This window comes from Streptomyces sp. NBC_01474, from assembly GCF_035918215.1.
In the GTDB taxonomy this organism is placed as follows: domain Bacteria; phylum Actinomycetota; class Actinomycetes; order Streptomycetales; family Streptomycetaceae; genus Streptomyces; species Streptomyces aureus.
Window position 1 is genome coordinate 6,621,699 of sequence record NZ_CP109449.1, and the last position, 16,138, is coordinate 6,637,836.

A 16,138-nucleotide genomic window follows, 5' to 3' on the forward strand; every position below is an offset into this window, starting at 1 on the left:
TCGGCATCGCTTCATGAACGGGGCCCCCGTCCCTGAGTCGAGCGCAACCGGCGTCGGCCTGGTGCCGGCCCAACTGCCGTGTGCTGCCTGCCTCATCGGAGCCAATGGCTCCCGGACAGGGTTCTACGCACCTCATCATGATCGCAAGGGCGATACGAAGCGAAACATGCTGTTTACCGGTCATACGTGCGATTTGATACGCCTGTTGGGGCGGATGGGGCGCTCAGGCGTCGTGCACGGGGCGCGCGCCGGGGTGCTCAGGCGTTGCTCGTCAGGTGCTCGCCGGGGTGCTCAGGCGTTGCTCATGGCTTGCCCGTCGGCTTGTCCGTCGGGTTGCCCGTCGGTGTGCTCAGCCGGGTGCGGATGTCGCCGAAGTGCTCCCTTATGGCGCGCTCCGCGCGCAGCGGGTCGCCGGAGCGCACCGCGTCGACGATCTCGCGGTGCTGGAGTCCGGTGACCTTCGGGTCGTGCGGGATGGCGACGAGGTCGGTGCGTACCCGGTGGAAGGCGTCCCAGAACGCCTCCATGACCTCGCCGAGCAGCGGGTTTCCGAGGCCGCGGTAGAGCGTCGCGTGGAAGGCGCGGTCGGTGCCCGGGCTCACGGCGCCGTCGGTGGCCGCCTCGGCGTCCATGCGGTCGACGAGGGCGTCCAGTTCGGCCAGGTCGGCCTCGGGGACGCGGCCGGCGAGGCGCGCGATGAGGCCGGTCTCGACGGCCTCGCGCAGTTCGAGGAGCTGGAGCAGGCTGTCCTCGCCGCGGTAGTGCCCGGCGACGGTGCGGAAGGTGAGCCCCTCGATCATGGGGGCCATGGACATCGGTCCGACGTAGGTGCCGAAGCCGTGCCGGATCTCCACGATGCCCATCGCCTGGAGGGCCTTGAGCGCCTCGCGCACGGAGTTCCGGCTGACGCCGAGGAGCTCCATCAGCTCGGGCTCGGTGGGCAGGGAGGCACCGGACGGAAGCCGCCGGTCGATGATGAGCTTTTTGATCCGCTCCTGGAGGTCGCGCGCCATGGGCCCACGTTATCGGCAGGAGCGGCAGCCGTAGCCCCCCGAGCAGCAGAAAGGGGCCCATCGCACGAGGGCCCGCCAATGGCGAAGGCCCCCCACTCGCGTGGAGGGCCTTCACCGTGTCTGTGCGCCGCCAGGGACTCGAACCCCGGACCCGCTGATGCTGTGTCTTTCCGGGGGATGACCCCCGGACCCCCAGCCGTCTTTGCTGCGTCGGGGCGGGCCTGCCAATAGTGAAGGCCCCCCACTCGCGTGGAGGGCCTTCACTGTGTCTGTGCGCCGCCAGGGACTCGAACCCCGGACCCGCTGATTAAGAGTCAGCTGCTCTAACCAACTGAGCTAGCGGCGCCTGCTGACCTGGAGAACTCTACCTGAATCCCTGGAGTGCTCCGGACCACCACGCCTGTCCGTATCATCCCATTTATCCGGTAAATCAATCATTCGGACCGTCAACATGCGATATCGCCAGAGAGTTGAGAGGCTTCCGTTTGTGCAGATTGTTGGACATTTCATTCTGGAGTGTGAGGGGAATCGCATGAAGGCTCCGGTGTTCGAGGAATTCGATCCTGCGAGCGACTGCGACTGCCCGGGGTGTCTTCACTGGCGGGGCGCCGCCCGGAGCTCCCCGTCGTCGCTGACGATCAGTCTCGGCGGCCACCCCGCCGCCCACGGCGCCCGGCGCGCCCTCGTCCTCGCGGCCGCGGCCGGCACGGTCATCGGTGGCGCGCACACGGTCCCCGCCGTCGCGTCCGACCACGGGCCGGTCAGGCCGGGGCTGCCGTCCTCGGACGAGCCGCCGACCCCGCAGGGCGGGTCGGGCCCGCTGCACGGACCGGCGGGCAGCCCGGGCTCGCCCCCGAAGCACGTGACCGGACTGCCGGCCACGACCCGCGCGGCGATCGTCAAGCGGGCCAAGGTCTGGCTCGCCGCCAAGGTGCCGTACAGCATGGTGAAGTTCTGGAGCGACGGGTACCGGCAGGACTGCTCCGGCTTCGTCTCCATGGCGTGGAACCTCGGCAGCAATGAATGGACCGGGAGCCTCAACAAGTACGGGACGCGCGTCACGCGCGAGCAGCTCCAGCCCGGCGACATGCTGCTCTTCCACAACCCGTCGAACCCTCAGAAGGGCTCGCACGTCGTCCTCTTCGGTGGCTGGACCGACTACACGCACACCTACTACGTCGCCTACGAGCAGACGCCGCCCCGCGCCCGTAAGCAGTCCACGCCCTATGCCTACTGGAGCAACTCGTCCCACTATGTGCCCTATCGCTACAAAGGGCTGAAGCAGGAGGAGAAGGCGGCGGTCGGCGGTTCGGCGTCGACGGCGTTCCCGGGCGCCAGGTCGTTCGGTGCCGGGGCGGGCAACGCGCACGTCACGCGGCTCGGGAAGCTGCTCGTGGACCGGGGCGGGGGGCGGTTCTACACGACCGGACCCGGGCCGCGCTGGGGTGAGGCCGACCGGCTCGCCACGCAGGCGTTCCAGCGCGCGCAGGGCTGGACGGGCGCGAACGCCGACGGCCTGCCCGGGTCCACGACCTGGGCCTATCTGGTCGGCGGCAAGGGCAAGGACATTCCGCCCGTCGCCGGGAGCGCGTCCCGCCCCGGCTCCGCCGCGTCGAAGGTGCCGCCCTATCCCGGGCGCGGCATGTTCCGGCCGGGCGCGAGCAACGCGTACGTCACCCAGCTCGGCAGGCAACTGGTGAAGAAGGGGTTCGGCAAGAGGTACACGAATGGCCCGGGCCCCCGCTGGGGCGAGACCGACCGGCGGGGCGTCGAGGCGTTCCAGCGGTCCCAGGGCTGGCGCGGCGGCGCGGCCGACGGCTACCCGGGGCCCGAGACCTGGCGACGGCTCTTCTCGTGAACGCCCACCGGCCGGCCGCCGGCGGGGCCTGAGGTCCCGCCGGCCGCACGCGGCCCCGGGGGGCGCGGCGACTCGCCTCGCCGCGCACCCCGCCCCCTCCGGCTCTGCCGGGCCGGAGGTCATCGCGGATGTACGGATCCAGTACGGAGGCAAGGATGAGTACGACGACTGAGTGGCCGGAGAGGCCCGAGCCGCCCACGGAGGCCGACGGCGGCGGTGCGCGTGACGGTCACGGGGTGTCCGCGGGAGTCCGCGCCGCGGGCGTCGCCGAGCCGGGAACCGAGACGTCCGGCGGGTGGGGCGCCCGGCTGATCCGCGGCGGGGCCACCACGGAGATCCCGGTGCATCTGCTTTCCCGGGACGGGCCCGCCCCCGTCTCGGTGCGGCTGCGGCCGGCCGTCGTCGGGCGCCGGCGGAGCAGCGGCGAGCAGCCGCACGTCCCGCGCCGGTTGCCGCCGCGACCGCCCTCGCGTCCGGCGCCGGTCGTCGACCCGGACCTCGTCGAGCGCCCCGGGCGCACGCTGCCCGGCGCGGTCGGTGTGCTCGGCGGTCTCGCGGGCGCGGTGGGCGGCGCCGCGTCGCTGTGGTGGGGCGGGGTGCTGCCGCGCATCACGGCGCTACCCGTCCCGGCGGGGGCGCAGCCCGGGCCCGTCCACTGGGCGGCCGTCGCGGGTTCGGGCGCGCTCGCCCTGTTCGGGTTCGGCGGTCTCGCGCGCGGCCGGACCGGCAAAGCGTGGGTGCTCACGCTCTTCGGCCGCTACCGCGGAACAGTCCGCCGCACCGGCCTGACGTGGGTGAACCCCCTGTTCCTGCGCCGCCGGACCGACGTACGCCTGCGGCACTGGCGCAGCGAGGCGATGCCGGCGGTCGACGCGAACGGGGTCGCTCTGCGCGTCGTCATCCTCGTCGTGTGGCGCATCAAGGACACCGCGCGCGCCGCGCTCGGCGTGGAGGACCACCAGGAGTATCTGCGCCAGTGCGTGGAGGCGGCGATGGCTCGGGTGCTCTCCCAGCTGCCCGCCGACGCCTTCCACCAGGACGCCCCGACCCTGCGCGACGCGGAGGCCGTCGGCGACGCGCTCACCCGGCAGCTCGCCGCCGACGTGGCGCCCGTCGGCATCGAGGTGTTCTCGGCGCAGCCGACGAGGATCGAGTACGCGCCCGAGGTCGCCGCCGCGATGCAGCGACGCCGGATCGCGGCCCTCGACGCGCAGCACCGGGACAGCGTCCTGACGTCGGTGGTCGACTCGGTCGAGGACACGATGACGCGGCTGACGGCGCGCGGTCTGGTCGAGCTGGACGACTACGAACGCAAGGCGCTGGTCAAGGATCTGACGGTGGCGTTCTACACCGGCCGGGGCGGCGACGCGTCGTAGAGTCCCCGCCATGGGGATCTCGAGACTGACGGCCGAAGCCCGGAAGCTCACCGCGTCGGGCCCGCGTGTCCTGCTGGGGATCGCGGGCCCGCCCGGAGCCGGGAAGTCCACGCTCGCGCGGGCCCTGGTCGAGCGGATCGGGGAGCAGGCCGCGTATCTGCCGCTCGACGGATTCCATCTGGCCAACGCCCAGCTGGAACGCCTCGGGCTGACCGCGCGCAAGGGCTCCGAGCCGAGCTTCGACGTGCGGGGGTACGTGGCGCTGCTGCGGCGGGTCCTCGACGACACCGCCGCGGACATCTACGTACCCGATTACGACCGCACCCTTCACGAGCCCGTGGCCGCCCGGCATCTGGTGCCGCCCGCGGCCCGGCTCGTCGTGACCGAGGGGAACTATCTGGCGTGCGACCTGCCGGGCTGGCGGGAGGCGCGGGAGCTGATGGCGGGGTGCTGGTACGTCGAGGCTCCGGTGGAGGTGCGCCAAGTCCGGCTGGTGGAGCGGCAGTTGGCGGGCGGACGGGACGCGGCGGGGGCTCGCGCGTGGGTGGCCGGGAATGACGCGCCCAACGGCGAGCTGGTCGAGACCTCCCGGGAGAGATGCGACCGGATCCTCTCCACGATTGGTATGGACATGTCTTTCGGTATGGACACGGTCAACTGACGGCAATAATCTGTGCCTTGGTCTAGACCTGATGTAGCACTGTGCGCACGGCTCACCGGAACTCCCCCACGTTCTCCAGGAGCGGCAGCATGCGAAAAAGGATCTACGCGGCCCTGCTCGGCCTCACCACGGCGGGGGCCTTCGTGCTCTCGTCGGGCGGCGCGAGCAGCCACGGCTACACCGACCTCCCCATCAGCCGGCAGAAACTCTGCGCCGACGGCACGGTCACCGGATGCGGCAACATCCAGTGGGAGCCGCAGAGCGTCGAGGGCCCCAAGGGCTTCCCGGCGGCCGGCCCCGCCGACGGCACGATCTGTTCAGCGAACCACGGAGAGTTCGGCGCGCTCAACGGCGCCAAGGCTCCCGACGGCACCGCCTGGCCGACGACCAAGGTCACCGCGGGTGCGAGCCAGACCTTCCGCTGGCAGTTCACCGCGCGGCACTCCACCACGGACTTCCGCTACTACATCACCAAGAACGGCTGGGACGACAGCAAGCCGCTGACCAGGGCCGACCTGGACACCGCGCCGTTCCTCACCGTGCCGTTCAGCGGCCAGCCCCCGGCCACCCTCTCGCACACCGGCACCCTGCCCTCCGGCAAGAGCGGCCACCACGTGATCCTCGCGGTGTGGACGATCGCGGACACGGCGAACGCGTTCTACGCGTGCTCGGACGTTCAGTTCTGAGCATGGCTTGAGGCTCCCGGGGCCTTCGCGCGGGTAGGTTCCGTGCACGCCGTTCCGCCCGGGGCGGCGCGCACGGAACGTGGTATCGGGGGATGGCCATGCAGGTGTTGTTCTTGATCGTGCCGGTGTTCATCGCGTCGGTGGCGCTTTTCATGGCGGTGACGCTGACGCGCCGATCGATGCAGGTCAGAAGGGCCTGGGCGAGCGGTCTGACCGCAGAGGCCCGCTGTCTGCGCGCGTTCACCTCGACGAGGCGTGACAGCGACGGCCACCGGAGCACCACACAGCACCACGTCTACGAGTTCACGGCCGGTGACGGACGCCCCGTCAGGTTCGAGGAGGCCAACGGGCTCGCGACCACCGTGCAGGGCGATGTCGTGATGGTGTACTACACCGCCGACCGCCCCGACCGTGCCACGGCGCACGCCCCGGCCCCGGTGCGGGCCGCGGCGGGCATGGTGTTCCTCCTGGGCTTCCTCGGTCTCGTCGTCGCCTTCTGCGTGTTCTTCGTTGTCGCCGCCGCCGAGATGCCCTTCTGACCCGAGGCCCCCATGGATGCCGTCTTCCACATACTCTTCCCGGCCCTGATCCTCGTCCTGATCTGGGCCGGCTACGCGATCGTCCGCAGAAGCAACGAGCGGCAGGCCGCCTGGCGGAGCGGGCTGACCGCGCGAGCGCGGGTCGTCCGGGCCTATGTGACGGTCCAGGTGGTCAACAACATCGCCCGCCGGATCCAGTGGCACGAGTACGACTTCACCACCGCCGACCGGCGAGCGATCCGGTTCAAGGAATCCGGTGGGCCGCCGAGCCGGGCCGCCGGTGACGAGGTGGTCGTCCACTACACGGTCCAGCAGCCCGACAAGGCCACCGCGTCGGAGCCGAGTCCCGGCAAGGACGCGTTCGGCGTGATCTTCGGCCTCGTCGTCATCGTCGTGACCATCGGCATACCCATCAACGTCATGGTCCAGTACGGCTGATCCGCCGCCGGGGGTCTCCACTTCTGACGGTACGTCAATTATGGTGCGCGGTCATGGGTCCCATGAGGCGTACCGTCGCGGAACTCGTACAGGAAAGATGGGGCGACCACCGCCCCGGACTGTGGTGCGAGGACCAGGTCCTCAGCCATCACGAAGTGGCCGCGGGCGCCGCCGCCCGGGCCGCGCTCCTCGCCGACCTGCTGCCCCGGGGAGCCGATCCGCACCTCGGCGTACTCCTCGACAACACCCCGGAGTTCCCGCTCTGGCTGAGCGCCGCGGCCCTCGCGGGCGCCGCCGTCGCCGGCGTCAACCCGACCCGGCGCGGCCCCGAACTCGCCCGCGACATCCTGCACACCGACTGCCGCGTCCTCGTCACCGAGCGCGCCCATCTGCCGCTGCTCGACGGTCTCCGGCTCCCGGGCGTACGCATCCTGGTGACGGACTCCGACGCGTACGCCGAACTGCTCGCGCCGTACGCGGGCGCCAAGCCCGATCCCGCCCGCGCCACCCCCGCAACCCGCATGCTGCTGTACTTCACCTCCGGCTCCACGGGCGCGCCCAAGGCCGCGATCTGCTCACAGGGGCGGCTTGCGGCCGCCGGGCAGTCCCTCGTCGGCCAGTTCGGGGTGCGCCGCGACGACGTCCACTACATCTGCATGCCGCTCTTCCACGGCAACGCGGTGATCGCCGACTGGGCGCCGGCCGTCGCGGCGGGCGCGGGCGTCGCGCTGCGGCGCCAGTTCTCGGCGTCACGCTTCCTGGACGACGTACGGGCGTACGGAGCCACGTACTTCACGTATGTCGGGCGGGCCGTGCAGTACATCCTGGCCACCGACGAGCGGCCCGACGACCGGGACAACCCGTTGCGGGTCGGCTTCGGCACGGAGGCGGGGGCGGTGGACGCGGCGCGGTTCGCCGAGCGGTTCGGGGTGCGGCTCGTCGAGGGATACGGGTCCTCCGAGGGCGGCGCCGCCATCCAGTGCTCGGCGGGAACGCCGGCCGGGGCGATAGGCCGGGCGACGCCCGGGGACGACCTGGCCGTCGTCGACGCGGTCACTCGGCGGGAGTGCCCGCCCGCGGACTTCGACGTGGACGGGCGGCTCCTCAACGGGGCGGCCGCGATAGGGGAGTTGGTCAACCGGGGACGGACGCCCTTCGAGGGGTACTGGCGCAATGAGGACGCGTACGGACAGCGGGTGCGGGACGGCTGGTACTGGACGGGGGACCTCTTCTACCGCGACCGCGAGGGGTTCCTGTACTTCGCGGGCCGCACCGACGACCGGCTGCGCGTCGACAGCGAGAACCTGGCGCCCGCGATGATCGAGAACATCCTCGCCCGGTACGTATATGCCGCCGCCGTCGCCGTGTACGGGGTGCCGGACCCGGTGGCCGGCGACCAGGTGATGGCGACTCTCGCCCTGCGCGGGACGGACACGGCCGGCCCCTTCGACCCGCTCGCCTTCGCCGAGTTCCTGCTGTCCCAGGCCGACTTGGGGACGAAGATGGCGCCGCGCTTCGTCCGGATCGTGGAGCGGATGCCTGTCACCGCGACGAACAAGGTGCACCGGGTGGGGCTGCGCCGCGAAGGGTTCCGGTGTGCCGACCCCGTGTGGTGGCGGCCACCGGGGGAGAGCGGGTACCGGCGCCTCACCGATGCCGACGTCGTGGCGCTCACGGAGGAGTACGCGGCACACGGGAGGTCGGAACTGCTGGACCGGTGAGCCGGGTGTGCTCGTGGGGCCGGTCAGGCGAACGCCGCCGCGTTGCGGGCCGCCCACTGGGCGAACGTGCCGGGGTCGCGGCCGAGCAGGGTCCGCACGTCCGGGCTCACCCGCTGCTCGGCGGGGCGCGGCGAACCGAGGATGTCGAGCGTGCCGTCCACGACCGGTTCCGGCATGAACCGCGTCATGAAGGCGCGGGCCTCCGCGCGGCTCAGTTCGGTGAACCGCACCTCGGCGCCGATCGCCTCGCCGAGTGCCGCGGCCTGCTCGCGCGGTGAGACCGCCGCCGGTCCCGTCAGCTCGTAGGCCCGGCCCGCGTGACCGCCCTCGCGCAGTACGACGGCTGCCGCCGCGGCGATGTCCGCCGGGTCGATCACCGGCAGCGCCACATCGGCGAACGGGGCGGCGACGGTGCGGTGGGCGCGTACGGAGTCGGCCCAGGCGAAGGAGTTCGAGGCGAACCCGCCGGGGCGCAGCAGCGTCCAGTCCAGGCCCGACTGGCGTACGGCCTCCTCGAACGCGTGCAGCCTGGCGTGCGAGACGGCGTCGGGCCGCGTCACCGCCCCCTGCGAGGAGAGCAGGACCACCCGGCGCACGCCGGCCGCCTTCGCCGCGTCGAGCACGGCGGCCGCCGGCTCCCCGGCCTGATGCAGCTCCGCGCCGATCAGCAGGAACAGCGCGTCGGCCCCCTCCAGCGCGGGCCGCAGACTCTCCGCGTCGCCGACGTCCGCCTGGACGTGGCGTACGGGCAGGTCGGGCGCGGGGCGGCGCGATACGGCGGTGACCTGCTCGCCCGCGGCGTTCAGGGCGGTGACGAGCGGACGGCCGACGTTCCCGGTGGCACCCGTGACAACGATCATCTTCAACTCCCTTGTCCTGCGGGGTTCTTGAGGCCCCGCTCGGTTCTCGAAAGCTAGCATCCTGAGTAAAGTAGGTACCTAGAGGAAAGTGACTTCCCGGGAGGGCTGTATGAGCGGCAGTACGCGGTGGCAGGGCGGCGGGCCCGAGCAGGCCTGCCCGATCTCGCCGGTCCTCGACATCGTCTTCAGCCGCTGGACCACGCCGATCCTGTGGGCGCTCAACGAGTACGGCACCCAGCGCTTCGTGCAGCTCCAGCGTGCCATCGGCACCATCACGCCGAAGGTGCTCACGCAGCGCCTGCGGCAGATGGAGCGCGACGGACTCGTCGTGCGCACGTACTACCCGGAGGTGCCGCCGCGGGTCGAGTACGAGATCAGCGACCTGGGCCGCAGCCTCGCCCCGCTGTTCGCGACACTCGCCGAGTGGTCGTCCGGGCACCTTCCCCTGGTCGAGGAGGCCCGGCAGAGGTTCGACGCGGGGGAGTCGACAGGTCCGTCTCCGGTCACGGGGCCGACTCCGGTCACGGGGCCGTCCCCTGCTACGGGGCCGTCCCCGGCTGCCGGGCGCTCTCCGGCTGCCGGCCCCGCCCGATGACCTCCCTCGCCGCCTCCCTGCGTGGTCCCTCCTACCTGCGCGGCAGCGCCCCGTGGCGCGCCGCCGGGTATCTCTCGGGAGGGGTGCTCGTGGGGGCGCCGCTCCTGGTCACCTTCGTGACGCTCGGCGTCGCGGGCGCCGTGCTCTCCCTCGTCCTCGTGGGGCTGCCGCTGCTCGCCCTGCTCGCGCTCGCCGGGGTCCCGGTCGGGGCGCTGGAGCGACGGCGGCTGCGGCCCGTGACCGGGCAGACGGCGCCCAGCCCGCACCGCACACCGGCCGACCCCGGCGCCACGGCCTGGCTGCGCATGCGCCTCGGTGAGCAGGCCACCTGGCGCGAACTCGCTTACGCCGCGCTCCTCGCCCTCGTCCTGTGGCCGCTCGACCTGCTGGTCCTGGCCTGCACGATCGGCCTGGCGGGGGCGGTGACGGCGGCGCCGCTCCAGCTCGCGAGCGCCGGGCACGACACCCGGGTCGTGAAGCTCTGGCTCATCGACTCGTACGGGCAGGCCGCCCTGTGCACCGTCGCCGGGCTCGCCCTGCTCGCGGTGCTCCTCTACCCGCTCGGCGCCTACGCCGCAGCCCGGGGCGCGCTCGCCCGGCTGCTGCTCGCGCCCCGCGAGACGGAGGAGGAGGCGCGGCTCGCGGAGGTCACCAGGTCGCGGGCGCGCCTGGTCGCCGCGTTCGAGGCCGAGCGGCGCCGCATCGAGCGCGACCTGCACGACGGTGCCCAACAGCGCCTGGTCGCCCTCACGATGAGCCTCGGACTCGCCGGCCTCGACGCCCCCGCGACGGGACCGCTCGCCGAACGCATCGCCGCCGCGCGCGACGAGGCCGGCCAAGTCCTCGTGGAGCTAAGGGAGTTGATCCACGGAATCCACCCCCAGGTCCTCGTCGACTACGGGCTCGCGGCCGCTCTCGACGACGCCGCCGACCGCTCGGCCGTCCCCGTCGACACCCGCATCGACCTGCCCCGCCTGCCCGGACCCGTCGAGTCCGCCGCCTACTTCGCGGTGTGCGAGGCCCTCGCCAACACCGCCAAGCACAGCGGTGCCACCCGCGCCTGGCTCACCGCACGCCACGAGCGCGGCCGCCTCGTCATCGACGTGCGCGACGACGGAGGCGGCGGCGCCGACCCCGTGCGCGGCAGCGGGCTCACCGGACTCGCCGACCGGCTCGCCGTCCTCGATGGCACACTGACGATCAGCAGCCCGGCCGGTGGGCCGACCGCACTGTCCCTGGAGATTCCGTGCCCAGCGCCCTGAGAGTGGTCCTCGCCGAGGACGCGGTGCTGCTGCGCGAGGGCCTCGTGGGCCTGCTCGCCCGGTTCGGGCACGAGGTGGTCGCCGCGGTCGGCGACGCGGACGCGCTGCGCGCCGCCGTCGCCGAGCACTCGCCGGACCTCGTCCTCACCGACGTACGGATGCCGCCCGGCTTCCAGGACGAGGGCCTGCGCGCCGCGCTCGCCCTGCGTGCCGATCGCCCCGGCCTGCCGGTCCTGGTCCTCAGCCAGTACGTGCAGCGCTCCTACGCGGCCGAGCTCCTCGACACGGGCGACGGCACCGGCGTCGGCTATCTGCTCAAGGACCGCGTCGGGCAGGTCGAGCAGTTCGTCGAGGCGGTGGAACGGGTTGCCTCCGGCGGCACGGTCGTCGACCCCGAAGTGGTACGCCGGCTGCTGCGCCGCCGCCGCGACCCCCTGGAGCGCCTCACCCCGCGCGAGCGCGAGGTGCTCGCCCTGGTCGCCGAGGGCAGGTCGAACGGCGCGATCGCCCGGGACCTGGTGGTGAGCGAGGCCGCAGTCGGCAAGCACATCGGCAACATCCTGGGAAAACTGGACCTGCCACCGGCCGACGACTCGGACACCCATCGAAGGGTGCTGGCGGTGCTGGCTTATCTGCGGGCTTGATGCGTGCGCGGCCGCACGCGAAAGGCTCCGCGAGGGCCTGCCAATAAGTGAAGGCCCTCCACTCGTGTGGAGGGCCTTCGCTGTGTCTGTGCGCCGCCAGGGACTCGAACCCCGGACCCGCTGATGCTGTGTCTTTCCGGGGGGTGCCCCCCGGACCCCCAGCCGCCTTGGCTGCGTCGGGGCGGGCCTGCCAATAAGTGAAGGCCCCCCACTTGCGTGGAGGGCCTTCGCTTGTCTGTGCGCCGCCAGGGACTCGAACCCCGGACCCGCTGATTAAGAGTCAGCTGCTCTAACCAACTGAGCTAGCGGCGCCTGCTGACTCGAAAATAATACCTGGTCCTGAGGGGTGCTTCGCACACCCCGGGCGTGGGTCCTAGATCGTCAGGGAGAGCAGCACCGGAGCCGCCCCGCGGTTCAGGGTGTCCGCCGCGTGGTGCAGGCGGTGGGCGTGCTCCAGGGGGAGTGAGAGGGCGAGGCAGCCGACCGAGGAGCCTGCCGTGATCGGGACAGCCGCGCACACCGTGCCCACCGCGTACTCCTGGAGGTCGAGGACCGGCACCGTCGCGGGCTGGGCGTCGAGCTTGGAGAGCAGGACGCGCTCGTTCGTGATCGTGCGCGAGGTGAGGCGGGCCATCTTGTGGCGGGAGAGGTGGTCGCGCCGCCCGTTGAGGTCGAGCTGGCCGAGGAGGCTCTTGCCGATCGCGCTGGCGTGCGCGGCGGAGCGGAAGTCCACCCACTCGTTGACTGCGGGGGTCGTGGGGCCCTGGGCGAACTGGGTGATGCGGATCTCGCCGTCCACGTACCGGCTGAGATAGACCGCCGCGCCCACCGTCTCGCGCAGCCGGTCGAGGGTGCGCTGGAGGCTTGTGGTGAGCGCGTCCTCGCGGCCCTGCGCCGAGCCGAGGCTGGTGAGCGTCTCGCCCGTGACGTACGCGCCGTCGGACGTCTGCTCCACGTACCCGTCGCGGCGCAGCATGCGCAGCAGTGGGGTGAGCCGGTCGGCGGGCAGCCCGGTCTCGTTGCTGAGCTCGGTGCCGGTGACGCCGACGCCGCGTCGTGCGACGGTTTCGAGCACACGAAGGGCGTGCTGCACCGAGTGGTGCTGCGCGATCGGCTCGTGCTTCAGCGCCACGGCATCCCCCTGCAAGGACCGGTTCCGGACAGCTGGCCGCGCTCCACGATAGCCGTCAAGGGGCCTTTGTGGGGCGCCTGTTGGCGACTTTGGTGGCGCGCTCCGGGTCTGTCAGCAGGAACGCGCCACCCTGGCATATGCCAAAGTCATGCCCCAGGTTCGGGACCTCGATACTTAACGGCCCTCACCGATCGTGGTCACAGAACTGCGCTGAGAAATTCCCGCGTCCGCTCGTGCTCCGGATCGCTGAAGATCTTCTCCGGCGACCCGGACTCGATGACCCGGCCCGCGTCGAACATCAGGACCTGGTCCGAGATGTCGCGGGCGAAATTCATCTCGTGGGTCACGCAGAGCATCGTGATGTCCGTGGTGTGCGCGATGTCGCGCAGCACGTCCAGGACGCCGGCGACGAGCTCCGGGTCGAGCGCGGAGGTGACCTCGTCGAGGAGCAGCACCTGCGGCCGCATCGCGAGGGCGCGTGCGATGGCGACGCGCTGCTGCTGGCCGCCGGAGAGCTGCGTCGGGTACGCGTCGCAGCGGTCGCCGAGACCGACCATGTCGAGCAGCTCGCGGGCGCGCTGCTCCGCCTCGTCCTTGGAGAGGCCGAGCACGGTGACCGGCGCCTCCATGATGTTGCGCAGGACCTTCATGTTCGGGAAGAGGTTGAACTGCTGGAAGACCATCCCGATGTTCTTGCGGACCTCGCGGATGTGCTTCTCGCCGGCCGGGACGAGCGTGCCGGCCTTCTCCTCGTGCGTGAGGTAGTCGCCGTTGACCTTGATCGTGCCCTCGTCGGGCTTGATCAGGGTCATCAGGAGCCGGAGGATCGTCGTCTTGCCGGAGCCCGACGGGCCGATCAGCGTGACGTGCTTGCCCGAGTCGACGGAGAAGTCGAGCTCGTCGAGGACGGTGTTGCCGCCGAAGCGCTTGACGACCTTGTCGAAGCGGATCAGCTCGCTGCCGTCCACCTTGGGGTTCGGCTGGTCTTTGGGGAGGTTCGCGTCAGCGGACAAGACGTCGCTCCAGGGCTCGGAGGAGGAGGGAGGAGGGGTAGGCGATGACGATGAAGGCGACACCCACGACGGTCAGGGCCTCCGTGTACTGGAAGGTCTGGGCCGCTTCCAGGCGGGACCGCTGAAGCAGTTCGAGCACGCCGATCCCGGCGAGCAGCGGGGTGTCCTTCAGCATCGCGATCACGTAGTTGCCGAGCGCCGGGATCACGCGGCGGATCGCCTGCGGCAGGATCACCGCCGTCCACGTCCTGCGGTACGGCAGGCTCAGCGCCCGTGCCGCCTCCCACTGGCCGGCGGGCACGGCCTCGATGCCCGCGCGGTAGACCTGCGCGGTGTACGTCGAGTAGTGCAGGCCGATGGCGACGATGCCGGTGGTCAGGGCGGAGAACTGGATGCCCCACTCCGGCAGCACGAAGTACAGGAAGAAGAGCTGCACGAGCAGCGGGGTGTTGCGGATGAACTCGGTGACGATGCCCACCGGCCAGCGCACGAAGCGCGTCGGGGCGCGGAAGGCGATGGCCCAGACCAGGCCGAGGCTGAAGGAGATCAGCGAGCCGAGGACGAGGGCCTGGAGCGTGACGAGCACGCCGTCCCAGAAGTGCGGCATGAAGTCGGCGACGGCCGACCAGTCCCAGGTGCCGGATGCGGTGGTGATCACGCGCCGCCACCTCCCGCGCTGGTGGGAACGGGAGCGGTCTCCGTCGCCTGACGGATGTTGAGCTTGCGCATGAGGCCGGTTCCCGGGTCGGGGCGCCGGCCTATGCCGGCCTTGGTCTTGCGCTCGAGCGCGCGCATCCCGCGCGTGAGCAGGAAGGCGATCACGAAGTAGATGACCAGGGTGATCGCGTAGATCTGGGCGCTCTCCTGGGTGGCGAGGCGCACCAGATACGCGGCGAACGAGACGTCACCGATGCCGAGCAGCGAGACCAGGGCGGTGCCCTTGAGGAGCTCGACCAGCAGGTTCGAGAACGGCGGGATCATCTCCGGTACGGCCTGCGGCAAGAGGATCAGCCGCATCCGCTGCCAGGGGGTGAAGCTCAGCGCGACCCCCGCTTCGCGCTGCGCGGGCGCCACGGCGTTGAGCGCGCCGCGCACCACCTCGGCGCCGTACGCGCCGTAGGACAGGCCGAGCGCCAGGACCGCGGCCCACATCGGGACCAGCGACCAGCCGGCGAGCTGCGGCAGCACGAAGAAGATCCAGAACATCAGGATCAGCGCCGACGTGCCGCGGAAGACCTCGGTGTAGAAGCCGGCGACGAAGCGCACGGTCTTCAGCCGGTGGGTGCGGGCCATGCCCACGCCGAAGGCGACGACGGTCGCGAGGGCCGCGCTGTACACGGTCAGCTGGATCGTGATCCAGATGCCCGGAAGGACCCAGTGTTCCCACAGTCCCGCTGTCATTTGCACAGCTCCTCTGCGGTCAGCTTCGTCATCTCGGCCTGGGTGAAGCCGAACGGCCGCAGGATGCGGAAGAGTTCGCCGCTCGCCTTCATCTTGTGGATCTCCTTGTTGAAGGCGTCGCGCATCTGGGTGTCGTTCGAGCGGAACGTGAATCCGCCGCCGTCGACGTGCTTCTTGCCTCCGACCAGGGGAGCGAACGGCTCGGTGTGCTCGGCCCTGCGGCTCTTCTTCGTCACCTCACGCGTGGTGAGGGCGGTGCCGGCGAACACGTCGATGCGTCCCGCCTCCACGGCGTTCAGGCCGGCGACCTGGTCCTGGAGGATGACGATGTCGCTCTCCTTGTAGCCCGCCTCGACCGCGTAGGCGATCTCCGCGTAGCCGGTGCCGGTGCCGAACTTCGCCTTCGCCTTCACGCAGTCCGCGTAGTCGTGCAGGTCCTTCGGGTTGCCCTTGCGGACGATGAAGGAGTCCAGCATCTGGTACTCGGGGTCCGAGAAGATGACCTGCTGGCAGCGCTCCTTGTTGATGTACATCCCGGCCGACACCACGTCGAACTGCTGGGTCTGCAGGCCGGGTATCAGGGAGCTGAAGTCGGTGGCGACGGGCTGGACATGGCCGACACCGAGCCGTTTGAAGATGACCTTGGCGAGTTCGACGGCCTCACCCGTGAACTTGCCGCTGTCGTCGATGTAGCCGTACGGCACCTCGCCCGCGATCCCGAGACGCACCGTGCCCTGCCCCTGGAGCCGGGCGAGGGTGTCGCCGTTCGGTACGCGGCTGCAACCCGCGGCCCCGAGGGCGCCGGCCGCTCCGACAGTGGTGGCACCGATGAGCAGGGATCGTCGGCGTATGCCCCTTCTGTTGCTTTCTAGGCTTCGTGTTCCTTCTGTGACATTCCAAATAGGTGGAGCCATGGGCGCGCGGCTACCCGACTCGACA

The 16,138-nt window shown here is 71.3% G+C and carries 16 protein-coding genes, 2 tRNA genes and 1 pseudogene; 10 read left to right on the top strand and 9 right to left on the bottom strand.

Annotated features, from left to right (window positions below):
* Positions 1-302: 302 nt before the first annotated feature.
* Positions 303-1,013, bottom strand: coding sequence for a FadR/GntR family transcriptional regulator (locus OG758_RS30300; RefSeq protein ID WP_326712838.1), 711 nt, complete (start codon positions 1,011-1,013; stop codon positions 303-305).
* A 272-nt stretch (positions 1,014-1,285) separates the two neighbouring features.
* Positions 1,286-1,359: transfer RNA gene (locus OG758_RS30305), tRNA-Lys, on the bottom strand.
* 186 nt (positions 1,360-1,545) lie between these two features.
* On the opposite strand from OG758_RS30305, the gene OG758_RS30310 reads away from it, so the two are divergent.
* The 7 genes from OG758_RS30310 (at position 1,546) to OG758_RS30340 (ending at position 8,292) form a co-directional block, all read left to right on the top strand.
* On the top strand, positions 1,546-2,871 hold the full coding sequence (locus tag OG758_RS30310) for a peptidoglycan-binding protein (RefSeq protein ID WP_326712839.1): 1,326 nt from the start codon (positions 1,546-1,548) through the stop codon (positions 2,869-2,871).
* Between the two features lie 155 nt (positions 2,872-3,026).
* A complete protein-coding gene (locus tag OG758_RS30315) occupies positions 3,027-4,247 on the top strand; it encodes an SPFH domain-containing protein (RefSeq protein WP_326712840.1) in 1,221 nt (406 codons plus the stop codon).
* Between the two features lie 10 nt (positions 4,248-4,257).
* Complete coding sequence (locus tag OG758_RS30320; protein WP_326712841.1) at positions 4,258-4,908, top strand: nucleoside/nucleotide kinase family protein; 651 nt, start codon at positions 4,258-4,260, stop codon at positions 4,906-4,908.
* Positions 4,909-4,997: 89 nt separating this feature from the next.
* Positions 4,998-5,594, top strand: coding sequence for a lytic polysaccharide monooxygenase auxiliary activity family 9 protein (locus OG758_RS30325; RefSeq protein WP_326712842.1), 597 nt, complete (start codon positions 4,998-5,000; stop codon positions 5,592-5,594).
* A 98-nt stretch (positions 5,595-5,692) separates the two neighbouring features.
* The gene (locus tag OG758_RS30330) at positions 5,693-6,133 is read left to right on the top strand and encodes a DUF3592 domain-containing protein (protein WP_326712843.1); all 441 of its coding nucleotides are present in this window, start codon (positions 5,693-5,695) and stop codon (positions 6,131-6,133) included.
* Positions 6,134-6,145: 12 nt separating this feature from the next.
* Positions 6,146-6,571 carry a DUF3592 domain-containing protein gene (locus OG758_RS30335; RefSeq protein ID WP_326712844.1) on the top strand — a complete coding sequence of 142 codons (426 nt, stop codon included), beginning with the start codon at positions 6,146-6,148 and terminating at the stop codon, positions 6,569-6,571.
* A 53-nt stretch (positions 6,572-6,624) separates the two neighbouring features.
* Entirely contained in the window at positions 6,625-8,292 is a 1,668-nt protein-coding gene (locus OG758_RS30340; RefSeq protein WP_326712845.1) for an AMP-binding protein, read from the top strand.
* Positions 8,293-8,315: 23 nt separating this feature from the next.
* On the opposite strand, the gene OG758_RS30345 is transcribed toward OG758_RS30340, so the two are convergent.
* Positions 8,316-9,152, bottom strand: a complete 837-nt coding sequence (locus OG758_RS30345; protein ID WP_326712846.1) for an NAD(P)H-binding protein — start codon at positions 9,150-9,152, stop codon at positions 8,316-8,318.
* 109 nt (positions 9,153-9,261) lie between these two features.
* Here OG758_RS30345 and OG758_RS30350 point away from each other — a divergent pair.
* The 3 genes and pseudogenes from OG758_RS30350 to OG758_RS30360 all read left to right on the top strand — a co-directional run.
* Positions 9,262-9,636 (top strand): annotated as a pseudogene (locus OG758_RS30350) (winged helix-turn-helix transcriptional regulator); the annotation flags it as partial.
* A gap of 107 nt (positions 9,637-9,743) precedes the next feature.
* Positions 9,744-11,009 carry a sensor histidine kinase gene (locus OG758_RS30355; protein WP_326712847.1) on the top strand — a complete coding sequence of 422 codons (1,266 nt, stop codon included), beginning with the start codon at positions 9,744-9,746 and terminating at the stop codon, positions 11,007-11,009.
* On the top strand, positions 10,994-11,653 hold the full coding sequence (locus tag OG758_RS30360; RefSeq protein WP_326712848.1) for a response regulator transcription factor: 660 nt from the start codon (positions 10,994-10,996) through the stop codon (positions 11,651-11,653). Before OG758_RS30355 ends, OG758_RS30360 begins: the two co-directional genes overlap by 16 nt.
* Positions 11,654-11,891: 238 nt before the next feature.
* Here OG758_RS30360 and OG758_RS30365 read toward each other — a convergent pair.
* The 6 genes from OG758_RS30365 to ehuB all read right to left on the bottom strand — a co-directional run bounded on the left by OG758_RS30365 (position 11,892) and on the right by ehuB (position 16,113).
* A tRNA-Lys gene (locus OG758_RS30365) sits at positions 11,892-11,965 on the bottom strand.
* A 61-nt stretch (positions 11,966-12,026) separates the two neighbouring features.
* Positions 12,027-12,785 (bottom strand): IclR family transcriptional regulator, encoded by a 759-nt coding sequence (locus tag OG758_RS30370; RefSeq protein WP_326712849.1) that lies wholly within the window; start codon positions 12,783-12,785, stop codon positions 12,027-12,029.
* Positions 12,786-12,982: 197 nt separating this feature from the next.
* Complete coding sequence (gene ehuA, locus OG758_RS30375; protein ID WP_326712850.1) at positions 12,983-13,798, bottom strand: ectoine/hydroxyectoine ABC transporter ATP-binding protein EhuA; 816 nt, start codon at positions 13,796-13,798, stop codon at positions 12,983-12,985.
* On the bottom strand, positions 13,788-14,405 hold the full coding sequence (gene ehuD, locus OG758_RS30380) for an ectoine/hydroxyectoine ABC transporter permease subunit EhuD (RefSeq protein ID WP_266569388.1): 618 nt from the start codon (positions 14,403-14,405) through the stop codon (positions 13,788-13,790). Before ehuD ends, ehuA begins: the two co-directional genes overlap by 11 nt.
* Positions 14,406-14,452: 47 nt before the next feature.
* The gene (gene ehuC / locus OG758_RS30385) at positions 14,453-15,199 is read right to left on the bottom strand and encodes an ectoine/hydroxyectoine ABC transporter permease subunit EhuC (protein WP_326712851.1); all 747 of its coding nucleotides are present in this window, start codon (positions 15,197-15,199) and stop codon (positions 14,453-14,455) included.
* Complete coding sequence (gene ehuB, locus OG758_RS30390; RefSeq protein WP_326712852.1) at positions 15,196-16,113, bottom strand: ectoine/hydroxyectoine ABC transporter substrate-binding protein EhuB; 918 nt, start codon at positions 16,111-16,113, stop codon at positions 15,196-15,198. Before ehuB ends, ehuC begins: the two co-directional genes overlap by 4 nt.
* Positions 16,114-16,138 lie beyond the last annotated feature (25 nt).